The following is an 18,791-nucleotide window of genomic DNA, read 5'->3' as shown; positions in this document are numbered from 1 at the left end:
TATAGGCGGATTACCCGCCTATAAAAAGTGATTAGCGTTGATATTAAGTTAAATCACAGTGAGTAATTTTAACTTTAACAATACGATGGCTCTCAACTTCTAAGATCTCAAATAGGTAATTACCAAACGGAATTATTTCACCGACTTCAAGAATATGCTGAGCTTGTTCCATCAATAAACCCGCTAAGGTATGGTATTCGCGTTTATCATCAATATTGAGCGGGACAAAACGCACTAACTCTTCTAATGGGATATAACCGTTAGCAATCCAACAATTTTCACCACATCGCTGAATATCATGACGCGCATCAATATCTTCGCCTTCTGTTGGAAACTCACCAGCAATCGTTTCTGTCACATCGGTAACAGAGACAATCCCCTGCATTGAACCAAATTCATCAACGACAAAGGCAAAATGTGTTTTCGCTTTTTTAAATTGTTCTAAGGCAACAAGTAACGAAATAGTTTCAGGGAATATTAGCGGTTGCTTGATCAATTTACCAATTGAAATATTATCATGATTATTTAGAACTTCTTTCAATAGATCATTGACAGGAATAATACCAATCGGTTCATCAATAGATATATTATCAGTAACGATCAAACGAGTATGCTGATTTTCCATAATCTCTTTCAAAATTTCAGCACGATCATCATTAATATTAATCATCTGAATATTCTGTCTTGATGTCATGATACTACTCACTGAGCGCTGGGCTAGCTCTAAAACTCGCTCGATCATGCTAAGTTCTTGTGCATTAAAGACTGCTGAATTTTTACTACTATCGGCGACTAAATCTTTAGTATTACTGTCAAGATCTTCATCTTCAACATCACCTTTAAGTAAATTTAAAATAGCTTCAGCTGTACGCGCACGTAACGGCTTTTTACTTAAAAAACGTCGACGATTAAAACTTGCCATCTGATTAAAGAATTCAATCAAAATAGAGAAACCAATTGCTGCATATAAATAACCTTTCGGAATCGAGAAACCGAATCCTTCTGCAACAAGGCTAAAACCAATCATCAATAAGAAACTAAGACATAAAATAACAATTGTTGGATGGCTATTAACGAAGCTAGCTAGTGGTTTGCTTGCTATCATCATAACAACCATAGCAATACACACAGCTGCTATCATCACAGGAACATGTTCAACCATACCCACTGCAGTAATCACCGAGTCTAACGAGAATACGGCATCTAATACCACAATTTGTGCGACAACGGTCCAAAAATGAGATGTCTTTTTCTGTTTGGACGTTTCATGAGGCCCACCTTCTAGTCGCTCATTTAATTCCATTGTGGCTTTAAACAATAGAAAAATACCACCAATCAACATAATAAGCTGACGGGCATTAAAACTAGTTCCTAAAGCAAAAAAGAGAGGTTCCGTTAAGGTCACTAACCAACCGGTAAACATTAATAGGATAATACGCATAATTAGGGCTAAAGAGAGACCTACTATACGAGCATGATCGCGTTTTTCGGGGGGAAGTTTTTCGGCTAGAATTGCGATAAAGACGATATTATCAATACCTAGGACAATTTCTAGAACTATCAGCGTAGACAGTCCAATCCAAATTGTAGGATCCATGATCCATTCCATATGTCGGGTGGTTACCTTTTAGTTATACAGCACATGCTGAACTGCTAATTTTGGACGGAATTATTAATAAAATCAATGGGTATTTATTAAAAAAACGCATTATTAATAAAATTTAATTATTATATTATTAAAAAACAAATAATTATATTAATAAAAAATAAATAAACAACGATAGGAGATATAAATTTTTTTAGTATAATTAATAAGTTCTGAATAATACATCTAAAAAGGATTAGCTATGTTAACTGTTAATGAATATTTTACTGGTAAGGTTAAATCAATTAGCTTCACCAATGCCACAAGCGGTGAATCAAGTGTTGGTGTGATGGTACCGGGAGAGTATACTTTTAGTACCAATAAAGCGGAAGAAATGACGGTTATTTCAGGGTCATTAAATGTTTTATTACCATCAGCAAAAGATTGGCAAATTTTTGAAGCTGGTCAAATATTCCATGTACAAGCTAAAAGCGAATTTAATGTACAAGTAGTAGAACCGACTGCTTATCTTTGTCGCTATTTATAATTACAACTAGCTTGGCTAAAACTACAATATTTAACCAAGCTAATTTTCCCTGACTAACCTGCCTGATAATTTTTTAATGATTCAAAAATGATCTCAAGTAACTGTTGATTATTAACCGTTTCTAACACATTAATCGGCGTATGGGCTGATGTTGTTGGCATACCGACAGTTAAACGTAAACCATCTGGTTTCCAGCGTCGAGAGCTTCCGCGCGTATAATCACCTTGTAGTGCAACATCAACAATATAGGAATTTGATGTGATAAAAGAAGGATCAATTAGATAAGCTACGCACAGTACATCATGAATCCAACAACCTGGAATATGACGTGTTTGCATCGAAAAATCGAGCCAAGGTCGCGTTGTTTCAACAATGTAATGACTAAGCGGATCTCTATTTTGTGCAATTTTATCGAGATCTTGGTGCGTAAGCATCGTCGTTGTAGTTACATCATAAGGGGCTAATGTTATTTTTGCACCACTGCTCAAAACAATTTCTGCCGCTTCGGGATCTATCGCAAAATTAGTATCTTTTAAATAACCGGGTACATTAAATACCCCTCCCATAATGACGATTTCAGCAACTGACTTAGCAAAATCAGGATAAAGTTGAATCGTGTGGGCAATATTAGTTAATGGACCAATTGCAACTACAGAAATTTGTTGTGGATTTTGACAAACTAAATCACCAATTGCTTGTGCCGCATTGACTGATAGTTGGGGTTCAATAGCTTTGTTAATCTGCGTATCCGACCAGAGATGCAGTAATCCCTGTCTTTTAACATTATTATCCAAATGTTCCCGCCATGGCTTAGCGGGTTCAAGTAAAGCTTGTGCAGCGCCTTTGGCAACTGGAATATCTCTATTTAACAAGTTCGTTATATTTTTAGCAACACTATAACCTACATCTCTTGGCGTATTGCCTGAAACGGTAGTAATTAACTCTAACGAGATATTTGAATTAGCAATTGCTAATGCAATCGCTAATCCGTCATCGACATTTGCACCTGGGATCCCATTGCCAGGATCACAATCAATAATAATTCGTTTAACCACTTATCATTACCTTTTTATCAAACTGTTAAATTGCATCATCTGGAGAATTTAAATTACGACCTCGAGTTTCAGGCGCAAAAAATGTGGTTACAAAACCAATTGTCGCCATAGCTCCAAAGTAGATAGCAATTGGCCACCAAGAACCATAGTAACTAAGTAATGCCGCAGCAACAAGTGGCGCAATACCACCAGATACAATACCACCAAGCTCTTTCGCTAATGCCATTTTAGTATAACGAGACTTCACACCGAAGAGTTCAACACCATAAGCGGCTTGAACACCGAAAATACCGAGTGAAGCTAGACACATTCCCACCACAATAATGGTTCCAACAATCATTGGATCTCGCGTTTCCAAAAACATATATGCAGGAATAGCATAGAGCATCAATAAAAAGCAGAAAATACGATAAATGATACGGCGACCAAAAGTATCTGATAACCATCCGGCAAATGGAATCACAATAAAACCGAGTAACGAAGCAATGAATACGGCTGTTGTTGGTACTGTCTTACTTACTCCTAAAATTTTTACCACATACCCAATAACAAAACCTTGTGCTAAATAAGATGGACCATTTTCACCAATACGTAATCCTAACATAATAAAAAAAGCTTTATTACGTTGGAAGAATGAGCGAGTATCTACAGTTACGTATGCTTTACGATTTTTAGCAAGATTACCGTTATTTAGTTGAGATTTTTCAGCTTGTTCTTTTTCAAAAACCGGCGTTTCTCTCACATGTCGGCGAATTAAGGTCGCTGAAATCGCAATCAAAGCACTAGCAATAAACGGAATTCGCCAAGCCCAATCAATGACTGTTTGTTGATCAAGCATTAGAACAAGTAACCAAACACCCGAAGCAACTAATGTACCACTATTTGAACCAATACCAATAATAGATGCAATTAATCCTCGATGTTTAGTTGGTGCATACTCACCTAACATCACTGTGGCGCCAGATAGTTCTGCACCAGCGCCAAAGCCTTGTACAAAACGCAATATGACTAAACTAATTGGAGCCAATATACCAATGGTGTGATAGCTCGGTATACATCCAATTAGCGTCGTTGATATCCCCATTAAAGCAATTGTGATAACAAGTACAATTTTACGACCTTTTCTATCCCCTAATCGTCCAAAGAAAATAGCACCAATAGGTCTAGCAATAAAGCCGACAGAATAAGTCGCAAAACTTGATAATAATGCAATAGCCGGTGTTACTTCAGGGAAAAATACATCACCAAAGACTAAACCAGCTGCAAGTCCATACAAAGCAAAATCAACATATTCCATCGTAGTTCCAAGCCAACAAGATAAGCTTGCTTTGATAAACTCTTTTTTTCCTTCAGGGGTTCTTAATCTCGCCTCTGCAGCTGAATCATTACTATTAACTGAACTCGTATTCATTATATTACCTATAATTATTAGTAGATTGTTAAAGTTGTTTATATACTATTCGTTACCATAAATTTAATTACACTATATTATAGTGATAGAATATGACATACGAATGACCTGCCGGATATCATGCTATTGTGTATTATGTTCCCTTTTGATCGGTATTAGAATCTTCGAGTATCTGTCCGCCAAGTATCAGCCGTTAGCGCCTCGCCAAAGTAACTATGTACTAATTTTTGTGTTATATCACTGAGAGGTGAAGCAAGCACTTCGGCGGTATTACCACTTTCAACAACCTCACCATTATTCATAACCAGTATTTGATCGCTAATGTGTTTCATCATTCCAATATCTTGAGTAACATAAACATAAGATAGGTTTTGCTCTTCTTGTAAGGACAGCATAAGATTAACGATTTGTGAGCGCATCGATATATCCAGAGCGGTAAGTGCCTCGTCAAAAATAATCACTTTAGGCTGCAAAATTAATGCTCTTGCCAACGCTACGCGCTGTTTTTGACCAGCTGCCATGACTCTAGGGTAATAAGATGCATGCTCAGCAGACAGACCGACCTGTTTTAACACAGAATAAATTAACTGTTCTCTTTCAATACCCGATAATTTAGTATTTTGTTTAAGTGGTATCTCAAGTATTTTGCCAATTTTTAATCGAGGATCAAATGAACTATCTACGTTTTGGAATATCATCCGAATCAATTTACAACGAGTTTGATAATCGCCATACTCTAGCTTTTGATCCTCGACCCAAATATCGCCAGCATCAGGATTAATCATACCCACTAACATTTTAGCTAATGTTGATTTCCCTGAACCATTTTGCCCAATAATTGCTAAAGTTTTGCCTTCATTTAAAGAGAATGAAGCAGGTTTTACAGCATCAATAGAGATATGACCAAATAGTCCTTTTGGAATGGTAAATCGTTTGGATAAATTGCGAACTTTTAATACTTGACTCATGATTTGCCATCCTGTAATTCAGTATTGAGTGGAAAATGGCAGGCTACAGCATGATCTTTAATGGTAATAAGTTTTGGCGTTTCAATACATTTTCGCTGAGCATATGGACAACGAGGACCTAAACGACAACCAATCGGCAAATGTTCTAAAGGTGGAATTACGCCCGGTAATGAATTTAGTGGTCTTTTGTGTGGAATCGCTTTACCAAAATCAGGAATCGCAAAAATTAATGCCTGTGTATAAGGATGATAAGGCTTTTTAATAATCTCTTCACTATCAGCAATTTCAACTGTTTGCCCACAGTAAAGCACATTAATACGATCTGTCCATCGCGTGACCATTTGCAAATCATGACTAATAAATAAAATCGTCGTACCCGAGTTTTGATTCAAGCTTGCTAATAAACGAAATATTTGAGCTTCAGTTGTTGACTCCATTGAATTAGTCGGTTCATCCGCAATTAATAGCTTAGGTTGATTCGCTAGCGCAATAGCTATCATTACCTTCTGACATTCGCCTTCTGTTAACTCATTTGGATAAGAGTTCATAATTTCTTTATGCTCTTTTATACCAACTCGATGTAATAGCTCTATCGCCCGATTTTTACGCCAAAATAGTCGTTGCCACCAATGACCTTTAAATGTCCATGAAGGAATAGATTGAATCAGTAAGCGTCCGATTTTCATATTAGGATCTAAACAGGACTGTGGTTCCTGAAATATCATCGAAACATTACCACTGATAATCTTGCGTCGTTTTTTAGGTGATAATTTTAATAAATCAATACCATCAAAATAGAATCTGTCCGCGGTGATTTTCCAGTTGTTATTTGTTGCACCTAATATCGCCTTTGCAATCAAACTTTTTCCTGAACCGGACTCACCAACTAAACCGCGAATCTCTCCTTCATTGAGCTTTATATTAACGCTATCAACTGCACGCAACAAACCATTGGGAGTAATAAACTCAATTGTTAAATTACGAATATCTAGTAGTGCCATAACTAGTTTCCGCCCCGTTTGGTTAACATCATGTGTACGCCTAAATTAAGCATATGAATGAATAGTACAGTAATAATAATCATCATCCCAGGTACAAAGAATGCCCAAAAATTACTATTAATAATATTTAGCATCTGATACATCGCGGTACCAAGATCTGGTGTAGCCAAATTATGGCCAAAACCTAAAAATGTCAGCACCGTTAATGACAAGATAATCTGACTAAAAAGCACAATAATTTCAGTTAAATAAGCAGGAAATATATTAGGTAAAATATAAAAATTGAGTATTTGAGGTGTTGATAAACCATCAAGGCGATGTGCAGTAATATAGGTTTTTTGCCACTCATCAACGATTTGATGATGTATATTATGAATAAACCGTGGCAAGTATGAAATTGCTACGATCATTAATATCTCATTAATATTATTATTCCAGACCAACGCAATCACTATTGCACTTAATAGTGGGGGAATCGCGATAACAAGACGAAAAAGAGTCGCAATTAGCCATCTTAATTGTGGGATAAAAAATAATAGATAATTAATGATAGCACCAATAATCATGACATAAAACGCGACTCTCAGCGTTAATACGAGCGTCGTTTTATAACTAACAAGCAAATAGTTAAAAATATCATGACCTAAATTATCGGTTCCTAAAATATGGTTTAGTTCCCCATTACTCTGCCAAGCAGGTGGTAATAATGGCGGGAAAATCGGCGCCAATTCAACATTAAATAACCATTTAGTAGCACAGCAGACTAATACAATCGCTAAAATACCATAACAACCAATGATCATATAAATATTACTATGAATACCCTGTTTAATATTGGTAGCATATTTTATGATAGAACGAACGATATTATTCATATAACGCCCTTGATTGTATTGGATAAAGAATCACAACAAAAATCTCACTAAGCAAAGTCAACAAGCTGACTAATGCACCGCAGCAAAAAACAGCTAATGCAATAATCATATAATCGGATTGGTGAAAGGCTGCAAATACCCAAGTACCCAGTCCGGAACGATCCAATACTATTTCAATAACCATTGTTGTAAACAGTAATGTCGTTATATTATAGGTTAATTGCGGTATCGTACTTGGTAAGGCATTAGGCAATAAATGGCGAAATAATACTTTCCGTGAGGAGTTTTCTCGAATACTCGCCACTTTGATATAATTTTGCTGAGCTGTGTAACTGACTCGTTGACTAATTAATTGAATCGTAATGATACAAGGTTGAATCATTAAGATCATAACAGGGACAATCAAATGTTTAGCCTCTGCTAATAATTGATTGATCTTCTCAAGATCTGGTGTCAATAAAATACTCAATATTGATACACTCGTTGTTCCCGGTTGATAGGTAATATTTTTGACAAAAAACCAATCTGTCGATGAGAAAGACATGACTAATACTGTAACCCAAATGATTGGACTTGCATAAAATACTAAACAGATCAGTTTGATTGTATGATTGATTGTATTACTGCGTGTCAATCCAGCAATGATTCCAACCGGAAAACCAATAATAATTGAACCAATTATCGCTAAAATACAAAGTTCAAAAGTAGGTAAAATAATTTGTGATAAAATTTGCCAAAATGAGTGATCAGCAATAATAAATTGGTTAAATAAAATTTGTTGATAAAAAAGATAATAACATCGCGCAAACGTCTCGTGACTAAAGGGTGAATTAGGCGAAAAATAGACGATAGAAGCGCTAATTAAAGACAATAAAAACAGTACTAGAAAAAAAGAAAATATCTTTTTTATTATATAAATAAGCATGATTTTATCTCATCAAGACTGTTCTAAATAGTGAGTGCAATGTTTTTAATAAAACTAACTTAACCCAAATTAGCCCACATTCAAATTTATTGAATATGGGCTTTAATCATCCTGTTACTAATTATTTGGTGCTGAAGGATCTACGGGTTTAGTCGCACCCGCATATGAATGATCTTGAGCACTTAATCCACCCGCTTGACCTTTACCAGTATATTGATAAGCAGATTCATCACGAGCTGCAGCAATAAATGGTGACGAATTACCGTTATCAACCGATGGAGCTTTAGTCATAACAGAAGAAGCAAATCCAGTCATAACAGAAGCATTCACTTCCTCAATCTTCACATCAGCTTTCACTTCCACTTTAGATTCTATTTTAGCTTCTGCTTCAACTACCGGTGAAACCTCTTGTTTAGGTGGATCTATATGATTAATAGCGGTAGTTTTAACTGTTTGCGCCTTTTTCGGTTTATCACTAGCATGAGTAACAACAGGCAACAATAATGATGGTATAACTGCCATTTTAGTATCGACTTGACGATCAACCGATGACGCGGCATTACTGTGTCCATTTGTTATTGTTGATGCTTGCTGAATTAAGCTGTAATCAATAGCAATTTTACCTAATGCTAATTCAGGAGAATAGACTGCTGATACTAAAGGCATTGGTGATTTATTTTGAGACGCAACTTTCGATTTTTTACGACGTTGACCATTTAACCGCAAATGACGAGATGTTCTTCTTGGTCGACGGTTAGTCTGATTATCTTTACCATCAACGCCATTGTCATCTTGTTTTAAAACGACGGGTAATAAAATTGATGGAATAACTAAAGTACTGCTTACTTTGATTGGCGCCTTCACTGTAGCAACCTGAGGCTGTTGTAATGGTTTATCTCCACTTTCAACTCTCACCTTTTTACTTAATGTACGTTGCGCTCTTCTTGGCTTAGCTTCAACCTTAGTTGGTACTGGAGCTACTGAATTATCTTCCGTTGACTTAATCGCCTCTTCATTTTTATTATTACGATTATTACGACGGTTGTTCTTATTATTTAACTCTTTATCTTTAACAACTTCAGTTTTAACACTATTTGCAGCCGCATTACTTGTTGAAGAAGTATTATTGGTACTATTATTTTTTGCTGAATACTTAGTTCTACGATTATGAGACTGATGTCGATTATCTTCTCGACCTTTTAGATTCTTAGTATCATCAGATTTACTTACCGCGCTTTTTTCTTCTACCGCAGGTTTAGTCTCAGATGAGAATAAGTTACGTAATTTTTTAGCAAGTGAAGAGAATAAACCGGCTGATTTTTCAACTTTCGGCTCGACCTTTGGTTTAACTATCGCTGGGTTAGCATCAACTTTGAAACCAGATAATACAGCTTCTTCTATAACAAATTCATTAACTTGATCTTCTTCATCTGATTCTTCGAGTTCTCGAATAAGTTTAGGTAAGTTATAACTTAATACATCGGTCTCTTCACCACGACGTTTACGAATAACTTTATATAGCGGAGTTTCCATTTCGCTATCCGCAGCAATCACAATCTTGATATCAGGATAATTGCTCTCAATATGACCAATTGCACAGCGCTTTTCATTCAGTAAATAACTTGCAATCGGCACAGGTACAATAACATCGATTTGTACAGTATTCTCTTTTAGCGCTTCTTCCTGAATAAGACGTAAAATAGATAACGATAGAGAATTATTATCACGAACAGTACCTGTTCCTTGACAACGAGGACAAATATGGTGAGTTGCTTCGCGCAATGATGGACTTAATCGTTGACGAGACATTTCTAACAAACCAAAACGAGAAATACGTGCAGTTTGGATACGAGCACGATCTGTTTTCATCGCCTCTTTAAGACGATTTTCAACTTCACGTTGATTACGAATAGGTGTCATATCGATAAAATCGATAACAATGAGTCCACCTAAATCGCGTAAACGGAGTTGTCTAGCGATTTCATCTGCTGCTTCAAGGTTAGTGGTGAAAGCTGTTTCTTCGATATCACTGCCTTTAATTGATTTTGCAGAGTTAATATCAATAGCCGTAAGCGCCTCAGTTGAATCAATAACGATTGAACCACCTGATGGTAAACGAACTTCACGTTGAAATGCCGATTCAATTTGGCCTTCAATTTGGTAATGGCTAAATAGGGAAATATCACCAGTATAGAGTTTAAGACGATCAACATACTCTAAACGACCAAGATCTTCTAAGCGTTTTTTAGCGATTTCCAATACTTTGGGATTATCGATATAAATTTCGCCAACATCATCACGCAAATAATCTCTGAAAGCACGCGTAATAACATCACTCTCTTTATGAATAAGTCTTGGTGCAGGATGTTTTTTAGCTTCAACTAAAATAGCTTTCCAGTATGCAATTAAAGCATCAAGATCCTGTTGTAACTCTTCTTGGTTTTTGCCTACACCAGCTGTTCGAGCGATGACACCCATACCACGTGGTTTTTCCAGTGCATCAATATTACGTTTTAAATCAGCACGATCTTCACCTTCAATTCGTCTTGATACACCACCAGCTCTAGGGTCATTTGGCATCAAAACAAGGTAGCTACCCGCTAAACTAATATATGTTGTTAGTGCCGCACCTTTTTTACCACGAATCTCTTTTTCAATCTGAATTAAAACTTCTTGGCCTTCTTGCAGATGTTTAATACTACGACGACCTGAAATATCATTTGGAAAATAACTTTCAGCGATCTCTTTAAGAGGAAGGAATCCATCCCGTTCGCCGCCATACGAAACAAAAGCAGCTTCTAAGCTAGGATTGATTTTACTGATGGTACCTTTATAGATATTAGCCTTTTTTTGTTCATGACCTAAACTTTCAATATCCAGATCATACAACCGCTGGCCATCAACGAGAGCAATACGCAACTCTTCTTGTTGCGTTGCATTAATTAGCATTCTTTTCATTCTTATATACTCTTCAAATTCAGAAGTAAGAGAATAAAGTAAATGAAAAAAGAATTTATTTTAATCGCACTTTATCAAATATTTAAAATAAATACATTATAATCATATTCATTATTTTATTTATCTTATTGTTTTTATTATATTATGTGAATACATATCTTATTTATAAGCGTATATTTGCTAAGATAATTTAATTGCCGAACCGAAGCCAATATTGCTAAAAATTTTTATATATTTGTCACTCAAATTGGAGAATACTAATTAATATACTCAGATATATTTTCCAATTTAATTGATACTATGGTTAAAATAACACCTTTATTCAAATTTTTATTCTACTTACTTGTTATTGTTAACAAAATTAATTTCAAATTACTTTGTCGTTTATAGTGTCTGATGCCATTGCCGCACTATAAACAGAAAAATCCAGCTATATTATTAACATTTCGTCACAGGATAGCAAGTAAATTAAACGGTTTATTTTGCTATCTCTAACAATTCATTGAGTTTAATCACAAAATAATAACAATAAGTGGTTAGTAATAAATTATCAGCATGACAATTTGATGCTATTTTTACACTATTTATTCAAATTTGATATGTTAATACCAAGTCGAGCACTGTGTACATAGGGCAAATTATGTTATGATGGTGCTAAATGAAAACTCTGAAGTAACTAAACCTACGTCATAATGATAGGGCTTACTTACCGCGATATATTCGCCGGGTATAAGTAGAAATGCTTATTCCTCCCATGCTTGGAAAGGTGTTTTTTTAATGCAACAACAACTTGTTGATAATTATCAACGACGATTTCAATATTTACGTCTATCATTAACTGAACTATGCAACTTTCGTTGTCAATACTGTTTGCCTGATGGTTATAAAGCCAATAAAGCTCACCAATTTTTAACGTTAAATGAGATTAGCCATATTGCTGATGCATTTAGTGAATTAGGAGTAAAAAAAATACGTTTAACAGGTGGCGAGCCAACGTTACGTCGAGACTTTACAGAAATTATTGCCCTGCTTGCTCGTTATCCGAATATTAATGAGATCGCCGTCACCACAAATGGTAGTCGTTTAGAGAGTCGTATTCTTGAATGGAAAAATGCCGGATTAACAGCACTTAATGTGAGCGTAGATAGCTTCTCACCACTACAGTTTGCTAAAATTACAGGCGAAGACAAATTACATCAAGTGATTAACGGTATTGATAAAGCTCTTGAAGTAGGAATGAAAAAAGTTAAGATCAATACCGTGCTGATGAAAAGCTTAAATGACGATCTGAACCATTATCTTCCTTGGATTACAGATCGCAATATTGATTTACGTTTCATTGAATTAATGGAAACTGGCGAGGGAAGTGCTTATTTTAATCGTTATCACGTCTCAGGTAGTAAAATTGAACAACAATTAATTGAGCAAGGTTGGCAATTAATGATTAAAGATCAACTTGCTGGCCCTGCAAAAGTCTATCAACATGATGATTATCAAGGTCGGATTGGTTTGATTATGCCTTATTCTAAAAATTTTTGTCAAAGTTGTAACCGCTTACGAATCTCCTCGACAGGTAAGCTCCATTACTGTTTATTTGGTGACTCAGCTATTAGTTTACGAGACTTACTACAGCAAGCAGATCAAAAAGAGCAGCTTAAAACCAGAGTATTAGACTCATTACAAATCAAGCCTGAAACACATTTTTTACATCAACATAATGCCGGTATAATACAAAATTTATCATTCATCGGTGGATAATAAAATTTGATCATTTTTCGGTACACAGTGAATATTCCAATGGGTAATTGCCCATTGCAATAGTTGTTCTCTGTTTGCATCTTGCCAATCCGTCGGGATAACCTGACCTAAAAATTGTAATCCATCAACAATTAATTGCTTAATATTGTTAATATTAATAGCTTGAGCATGATTTTGTTTAGAAAGTTTGTCTTTATGCTGGTTAAGTACCAGTGGTAAATGATAATAACTTGGCGGATGCCAATTAAATAGATGATAAAGCGATAATTGCTTAGCCGTAACGGGTAATAAATCAGCCCCACGCACCACTTCAGTGATGCCCTGCTCATGATCATCAATAACTACAGCAAAATTATAAGCGAACAAACCATCTCGGCGACGAATAACAAAATCTTCTAACCGTTCGGATTGACTAACTCGTTGCCGCTGACAAATATTATCGATAAAACAGCAAATCGGGAAAGTTTGTTTTAACCTAACTGCCATCGACTGCGTTGAATTAGGCGTCAATTGTCGATTTTGGCAGTAGTTATCATAAATATGTGTGGGTAACTGTTGAATTCGTTGCCGTGAACAATCACAATAATATGCAACTTGTTGCCTAATGAGTAAATTTAATATCTCTTCATAATGCGCTAAACGACTGGACTGATATACAACATCCTGATCCCAGTGAAGTCCAAGTTTATCAAGCGTAAACAGAATATTGTCTGCCGCTCCTACAACTTCACGAGGAGGATCAAGATCTTCTATGCGTACAAGCCATTGCCCTTGTTTAGACTTCGCTTGTAAATAGCTCCCTAAAGCAGTAACGAAAGAGCCAAAATGCAACTCACCCGAAGGCGATGGTGCAAAACGACCAACATTATTCATTATATTCAGCTCAGCTAAAAATATTGATTAAAGACCGCCAACTGATTATGGCAACTACATTCCCATCTGTTTTTCTCGTAACTCAGCTAATGTTTTACAATCGATACAAAGATCAGCTGTAGGTCTTGCTTCTAGGCGTTTAATACCAATTTCTACGCCACAAGAATCGCAGAAACCAAAGTCATCATTTTCAATCTTTAATAGCGTTTTTTCAATTTTCTTAATCAGCTTACGTTCGCGATCTCGAGCTCTTAACTCTAGACTAAACTCTTCTTCTTGAGTCGCACGATCTGCTGGATCAGGGAAATTAGCGGCTTCATCTTGCATGTAGACAACAGTTTTATCCATTTCACCACGTAGCTGTTCTAGCCATGTTTGCAAAATAAGACGAAAATGTTTTAACTGCTCCGCATTCATATACTCTTCATCTTTTCCCTCTTTATAAGGTTCAAGACCAGCCATAGCTAAAAGACTCAGGGAAGAGCTATTCTTTTTATGTTCCTTTTTCACCGAAATCTCCTTTCAAACAAAAATTTAAGGCGCTAAACTATAGCAATAATTCGCCCTTTATCAAATCTTTTTTAATAATTTTTCAGCAAAAATAGCAACCTTTTGTTTTTATGTAATTTAAATAAAATACTTTGTGATTTAAATCACTTTAGTAATTAAGTTATTTTATTGAAATCACGAAATTTATAAAATATGTCATACAGATAATCTGTATGGTAAGTGCTAATTATTGATAGATAAGCTCAAAATGCAAAAATAGTATCAGTAAAAATAATTAATTATTTGTAGAAGACAAGAATGGCAATAAAGAGACAATATCGCACGATTTTCTGACTTAAAGTTGTCGATATTCAGATCGACAACGTGACGATAATAATATTCCGGAAAAAAGAGAGATAATTGCAGTAAATAAATTGATTAATTGTACAATTAATATACAAAAATCCCTTCTTGCTCGTGCTATTCGACTAACACACTATTTTTACCAACGAACCATATTGTTCATTGGCACCTTTTGTAATAAATCGCTAATACGCTGCTTATCTGGTAAAACTAACTCTGGAGCAATATCAAATAACGGATATAGCACAAACTCACGATTTTTCATATCATAATGAGGAATGGTCAATATCTCGCTTGTCAGAATCAGGTCGTCATAGAGTAAAATATCTAAGTCCAGTGTCCTAGGCCCCCAACGATTAGATTTGCGAACACGGCCTAAATTTTTCTCAATCTCTTGTACTGCAGATAACAGTTCTAATGGTAATAATGTGGTCTCAATTTTGAGCACCGCATTTAAATAATCAGGTTGATCTTGTGGACCAAGTGGTTTACTGCGATAAAAGGGAGAAACTTGTAAAACTTGTGTCGATGTTAATGTTTTTATCGCCTCAATAGCATCATTTGCTTGAGAACTCGGATCACCTAAATTAGCACCCAATGCAATAAATACAATTGCCATACTGATTACTCCAAAATCATAAAAAATAGTTGCTAGAATAAAACAAAATAATTGATCCATAAAATATTATTCATCTAACCCACTATTTTTACACTAAAATATACTATAACAGCAATATTTTAACGAAAATTAACTATATTAATAATCATCTGATCAGTCATTCTATTGCGTGCAATTTAAAGTAGAAATCGTATAATCGAAGTACAAGCTATTTATCAACGTTGATAACAATAAGGAGATACAGATGAATACTGTTTTAGTTACAGGAGCGTCAGCTGGATTTGGGGAAGCTATTTGTCGTAAATTAATTGCTGATGGCTATAAAGTCATTGGAGCAGCAAGACGAGAAGATAAACTAAAATCACTAGCAACTGAATTAGGTGATAATTTTTTACCATTACAATTCGATGTGACACAAAAAGATGCTGTTGATAATATTCTAGCAACTTTACCGATTGGCTTTCAGCAGATAGATATCTTAATTAATAATGCTGGTCTTGCATTAGGTATCGAGCCAGCTTATGAAGCGGACTATACAGATTGGGAAACCATGGTACAAACCAATATTATCGGTATGATGCACTTAACCCGTACAATTTTACCCGGCATGGTAGAACGTAATTTTGGTTATATTATTAATCTAGGCTCTATCGCGGGCACTTATCCATACCGTGGTGGTAATGTGTATGGTGCAACCAAAGCATTTGTAAAACAGTTTAGTGCCAATTTACGTACTGATTTATTCGGTAAAAAAATTCGTGTAACCAATGTTGAACCAGGATTATGTGGTGGAACTGAATTCTCTAACGTTAGATTCCATGGTGATAATGCTAAAGCCAATGACGTTTATAAGAATGTGCAGTACATTACAGCCGAAGATATAGCTAATACTATTTCATGGTTAGTTAATACTCCCCCTCACATGAATGTGAATTCAATTGAAATCATGCCAATCGCACAAGCCCCTGCTGGATTAAATGTATCGAAAGAGATGTAACATCTCTTTTATAAAGCTAAGCTTGTCAATTGAGCTTAGCTTCGTTATTAAAATCCACATTAACTCATTATTAGCGTGAAAAAAATAAAATAGTCTGAGTAGTTATTTTAAATCTTGAGCTAGAACACATATTTATCATAAATATTTGAAGAACAAAATAGATTGTGGAATACTAAAATAGTTAATTCAAACCATATCAATACATCTGTTTTTTTATTAAAACGAAGAGAGTAATAAACGAGCTCATAATATCAATATGATAGTAATAGCGTGCTAGCCAAAAGGTAGTAAATACGCGAATAACCGTCAATCGAATCAGGAGATATATAATGGAACCCAAGACTAAACGATTTCCATATTGGATACAGCTAACAATAGTATTATGTTTAGGATGGATTGTAATGTGGGTTTATCGACAATCTTTACCTACTGTATTTCCTGAGATGGCGCTATCTTTACAACTTAATCCCAATACAGCTAATGCACAATTAGGGTTGATTGTGACTTGTTTCTTTGCTGCATATACTATTATGCAATTCCCCTCAGGCGTACTTGTTGATAAATATGGACAAAAGAAAATCTTAATTCCTGGTTTTTTATTATTCCTCATTGCCCCATTTATTATCGTATCAACCACAAGTATTAATATGATCTATTTGGCCAGTATTTTTGCTGGTGCCGGTTGTGGTAGCTACTATAGCGTTGCTTACTCTTTAGTAAAAGATAATATTGCCTTAAAGAATCGTAGCTTAGCTACAGCGATTATTAATAGTGGTACGGGTTTAGGTATGGCAGTTACCTTAATTGGCGCCAGTTATATTGTAAAAACAGCGGGGTATCCTTGGCAAACAACCATGTATATCTCTGGTGCATTTATTTTTGTTCTAATTATTGCTTTCGTGCTTATTATTAAACATAAAAATACCGATGACAATGAAACACATAATGAGAGTTCTCAGGCACAAGCAGCTACACAGCAAGGTAGTTCATCATCGTTTAGTGGTTTATTCTCAGCAAAAATGATCTCGATGTATATCATTTATTTTGCAACCTGTTATGGCTATTATATGATCGTAACATGGTTACCTACTTTTCTACAGACAGAAAGAGGATTTAAGGGTGCCGCGATTGGTTTCTCCGCCGCTTTGGTCGCGATTTCGTCTATCCCTGCGGCACTGATATTCAGTCGATTAGCGGATAAATATGATTCAAAAAAAGCGCAATTTATTATCGGATTAGAAATTGCAGCCACCATTATGCTGTTTTGTATTGTCCTGTTTAAGAATGAAACACTCTTACTCGTTTCATTAGTATTGTATGGTTTTTTAGGAAAACTGGCCGTTGAACCAATCCTGATCTCTTATCTTGGTGAAATAGCACCAAAACAAGGCTATGGTAAAACATTAGGACTATTTAATACATTTGGTATTGGTTCAGCAATTGTTGCACCACCATTAACAGGTTTTATTATTGATACAACCCATAGTCAATTACTGGCATTTTACGTGGCAGTTGGAATACTAATATTTTCAATTATTGCTTTTATACTATTTGGTCGCAAAATTGTTAATCATTAGTAAGTCACTTATCGATATAGCCGCTAGCAGGAAAACTGAGAAACGACTATATCTATACTCATTACAGACAATGATAACCAATCATTGTTGACGATAAAAAAATAACTAAATAAATTTCGATGTGTTTAAGCTATTATGTAGTGACGAAAAACAGTACTGTGCATAATTTATACTTTGATAGTAAAAAATTTTCACTTGCCGATAAAATATACTTGCACTTATGCCAAGTGATTGCTATTCTTTTACCTTGATATTGTAAGTTGAGGTTGATTAATAATGGCATTCTCTGCAGTCGTAAGTAAATTTGCAAGTAGCCTTCCGGGTACAGATACCTATGTGAAGTTGCGTCAAGCAATGCAACAACTAATACAAGAAGATCCTGCCAATAGCGCAGTCTATTTCTTGATATTTGGTTTTGCTAGAACTTATGTCATGTTATATGAAGATCAGGAAGTATCACCACAATTTGCAGAAGATAATCAAAAACTTATGCTATCTTATCTGCATATATTAGAAGATGCATTAAAAAAAGCAGATGCAGCGAGTCTATATAGTGCATTAAATCGTGTTGTTAACGAATACGAAAATAGCAAAAAAGTATTTTAGTTTATTGCAGCCTGACTTAAAACGTCAGGCTGTTTTGTTTTAGGTTACTCAAAGAGAGAAGATTTTAGGCAAATGAAAACAGTAATTATGATTGGAATGATTATTGGCACCTCTGGCACCATTAGGTTCGGAGCGGGTTGACTTTTCCTAAAAAATAGTCAAAAGAACCCGCAAAATTAGCGGG

At 35.3% G+C, this 18,791-nt stretch carries 16 protein-coding genes and 1 riboswitch; of the genes, 5 read left to right on the top strand and 11 right to left on the bottom strand.

The genetic code is table 11. The features are described 5' to 3' along the window. Positions 1-43: 43 nt before the first annotated feature. The gene (locus RHO11_11215; protein WVD61041.1) at positions 44-1,597 is read right to left on the bottom strand and encodes a TerC family protein; all 1,554 of its coding nucleotides are present in this window, start codon (positions 1,595-1,597) and stop codon (positions 44-46) included. 250 nt (positions 1,598-1,847) lie between these two features. Here RHO11_11215 and ppnP point away from each other — a divergent pair, with 250 nt between their 5' ends. Beyond that, positions 1,848-2,132, top strand: coding sequence for a pyrimidine/purine nucleoside phosphorylase (ppnP, locus tag RHO11_11210; protein ID WVD61040.1), 285 nt, complete (start codon positions 1,848-1,850; stop codon positions 2,130-2,132). Positions 2,133-2,185: 53 nt separating this feature from the next. On the opposite strand, the gene RHO11_11205 is transcribed toward ppnP, so the two are convergent. The 7 genes from RHO11_11205 to rne all read right to left on the bottom strand — a co-directional run bounded on the left by RHO11_11205 (position 2,186) and on the right by rne (position 11,325). Continuing rightward, on the bottom strand, positions 2,186-3,187 hold the full coding sequence (locus tag RHO11_11205; GenBank protein WVD61039.1) for a nucleoside hydrolase: 1,002 nt from the start codon (positions 3,185-3,187) through the stop codon (positions 2,186-2,188). Between the two features lie 25 nt (positions 3,188-3,212). Then, a complete protein-coding gene (locus RHO11_11200) occupies positions 3,213-4,598 on the bottom strand; it encodes an MFS transporter (GenBank protein ID WVD61038.1) in 1,386 nt (461 codons plus the stop codon). A gap of 155 nt (positions 4,599-4,753) precedes the next feature. Continuing rightward, complete coding sequence (locus RHO11_11195) at positions 4,754-5,566, bottom strand: ATP-binding cassette domain-containing protein (GenBank protein ID WVD61037.1); 813 nt, start codon at positions 5,564-5,566, stop codon at positions 4,754-4,756. After that, a complete protein-coding gene (locus RHO11_11190) occupies positions 5,563-6,567 on the bottom strand; it encodes an ATP-binding cassette domain-containing protein (protein WVD61036.1) in 1,005 nt (334 codons plus the stop codon). The genes RHO11_11195 and RHO11_11190 overlap by 4 nt, the downstream gene beginning before the upstream one ends. 2 nt (positions 6,568-6,569) lie before the next feature. Further along, entirely contained in the window at positions 6,570-7,442 is an 873-nt protein-coding gene (locus tag RHO11_11185; protein ID WVD61035.1) for an ABC transporter permease subunit, read from the bottom strand. Further along, positions 7,435-8,367: an ABC transporter permease subunit gene (locus tag RHO11_11180; GenBank protein WVD61034.1), complete on the bottom strand. Its 933-nt coding sequence runs from the start codon at positions 8,365-8,367 to the stop codon at positions 7,435-7,437. The genes RHO11_11185 and RHO11_11180 overlap by 8 nt, the downstream gene beginning before the upstream one ends. A gap of 117 nt (positions 8,368-8,484) precedes the next feature. Then, the gene (rne, locus tag RHO11_11175; protein ID WVD61033.1) at positions 8,485-11,325 is read right to left on the bottom strand and encodes a ribonuclease E; all 2,841 of its coding nucleotides are present in this window, start codon (positions 11,323-11,325) and stop codon (positions 8,485-8,487) included. Between the two features lie 653 nt (positions 11,326-11,978). After that, a riboswitch (molybdenum cofactor riboswitch) is annotated at positions 11,979-12,110 on the top strand. Here rne and moaA point away from each other — a divergent pair. Next, on the top strand, positions 12,103-13,083 hold the full coding sequence (moaA, locus tag RHO11_11170) for a GTP 3',8-cyclase MoaA (protein ID WVD61032.1): 981 nt from the start codon (positions 12,103-12,105) through the stop codon (positions 13,081-13,083). Its footprint overlaps the riboswitch before it by 8 nt. On the opposite strand, the gene gluQRS is transcribed toward moaA, so the two are convergent. From gluQRS to folK, 3 genes are all read right to left on the bottom strand, one after another. Next, positions 13,066-13,956, bottom strand: coding sequence for a tRNA glutamyl-Q(34) synthetase GluQRS (gluQRS, locus tag RHO11_11165; protein ID WVD61031.1), 891 nt, complete (start codon positions 13,954-13,956; stop codon positions 13,066-13,068). The two genes, moaA and gluQRS, sit on opposite strands and share 18 nt — an antisense overlap. 54 nt (positions 13,957-14,010) lie before the next feature. After that, on the bottom strand, positions 14,011-14,466 hold the full coding sequence (dksA, locus tag RHO11_11160; GenBank protein ID WVD61030.1) for an RNA polymerase-binding protein DksA: 456 nt from the start codon (positions 14,464-14,466) through the stop codon (positions 14,011-14,013). A 481-nt stretch (positions 14,467-14,947) separates the two neighbouring features. Then, entirely contained in the window at positions 14,948-15,427 is a 480-nt protein-coding gene (gene folK, locus RHO11_11155) for a 2-amino-4-hydroxy-6-hydroxymethyldihydropteridine diphosphokinase (GenBank protein ID WVD61029.1), read from the bottom strand. A 244-nt stretch (positions 15,428-15,671) separates the two neighbouring features. Here folK and RHO11_11150 point away from each other — a divergent pair, with 244 nt between their 5' ends. The 3 genes from RHO11_11150 (at position 15,672) to RHO11_11140 (ending at position 18,607) form a co-directional block, all read left to right on the top strand. Further along, a complete protein-coding gene (locus RHO11_11150; GenBank protein WVD61028.1) occupies positions 15,672-16,424 on the top strand; it encodes an SDR family oxidoreductase in 753 nt (250 codons plus the stop codon). A 329-nt stretch (positions 16,425-16,753) separates the two neighbouring features. After that, positions 16,754-18,001, top strand: a complete 1,248-nt coding sequence (locus tag RHO11_11145) for an MFS transporter (protein ID WVD61027.1) — start codon at positions 16,754-16,756, stop codon at positions 17,999-18,001. 276 nt (positions 18,002-18,277) lie between these two features. After that, complete coding sequence (locus RHO11_11140) at positions 18,278-18,607, top strand: hypothetical protein (GenBank protein ID WVD61026.1); 330 nt, start codon at positions 18,278-18,280, stop codon at positions 18,605-18,607. The last annotated feature ends 184 nt before the right edge of the window (positions 18,608-18,791 follow it).

The organism is Orbaceae bacterium BiB, from assembly GCA_036251205.1.
Taxonomy (GTDB): domain Bacteria; phylum Pseudomonadota; class Gammaproteobacteria; order Enterobacterales; family Orbaceae; genus Orbus; species Orbus mooreae.
The sequence above is the reverse complement of the archived record's forward strand: the minus strand, read 5'-3'. Positions and strand labels throughout refer to the sequence as shown.

Bases quoted from the DNA above. Each gene is read 5' to 3' on its own strand.
- RHO11_11215 (WVD61041.1), bottom strand. From the start codon at position 1,597: ATGGATCCTACAATTTGGATTGGACTGTCTACGCTGATAGTTCTAGAA.
- ppnP (WVD61040.1), top strand. From the start codon at position 1,848: ATGTTAACTGTTAATGAATATTTTACTGGTAAGGTTAAATCAATTAGC.
- RHO11_11200 (WVD61038.1), bottom strand. From the start codon at position 4,598: ATGAATACGAGTTCAGTTAATAGTAATGATTCAGCTGCAGAGGCGAGA.
- RHO11_11195 (WVD61037.1), bottom strand. From the start codon at position 5,566: ATGAGTCAAGTATTAAAAGTTCGCAATTTATCCAAACGATTTACCATT.
- RHO11_11190 (WVD61036.1), bottom strand. From the start codon at position 6,567: ATGGCACTACTAGATATTCGTAATTTAACAATTGAGTTTATTACTCCC.
- RHO11_11185 (WVD61035.1), bottom strand. From the start codon at position 7,442: ATGAATAATATCGTTCGTTCTATCATAAAATATGCTACCAATATTAAA.
- RHO11_11180 (WVD61034.1), bottom strand. From the start codon at position 8,367: ATGCTTATTTATATAATAAAAAAGATATTTTCTTTTTTTCTAGTACTG.
- rne (WVD61033.1), bottom strand. From the start codon at position 11,325: ATGAAAAGAATGCTAATTAATGCAACGCAACAAGAAGAGTTGCGTATT.
- moaA (WVD61032.1), top strand. From the start codon at position 12,103: ATGCAACAACAACTTGTTGATAATTATCAACGACGATTTCAATATTTA.
- gluQRS (WVD61031.1), bottom strand. From the start codon at position 13,956: ATGAATAATGTTGGTCGTTTTGCACCATCGCCTTCGGGTGAGTTGCAT.
- folK (WVD61029.1), bottom strand. From the start codon at position 15,427: ATGGCAATTGTATTTATTGCATTGGGTGCTAATTTAGGTGATCCGAGT.
- RHO11_11150 (WVD61028.1), top strand. From the start codon at position 15,672: ATGAATACTGTTTTAGTTACAGGAGCGTCAGCTGGATTTGGGGAAGCT.
- RHO11_11145 (WVD61027.1), top strand. From the start codon at position 16,754: ATGGAACCCAAGACTAAACGATTTCCATATTGGATACAGCTAACAATA.
- RHO11_11140 (WVD61026.1), top strand. From the start codon at position 18,278: ATGGCATTCTCTGCAGTCGTAAGTAAATTTGCAAGTAGCCTTCCGGGT.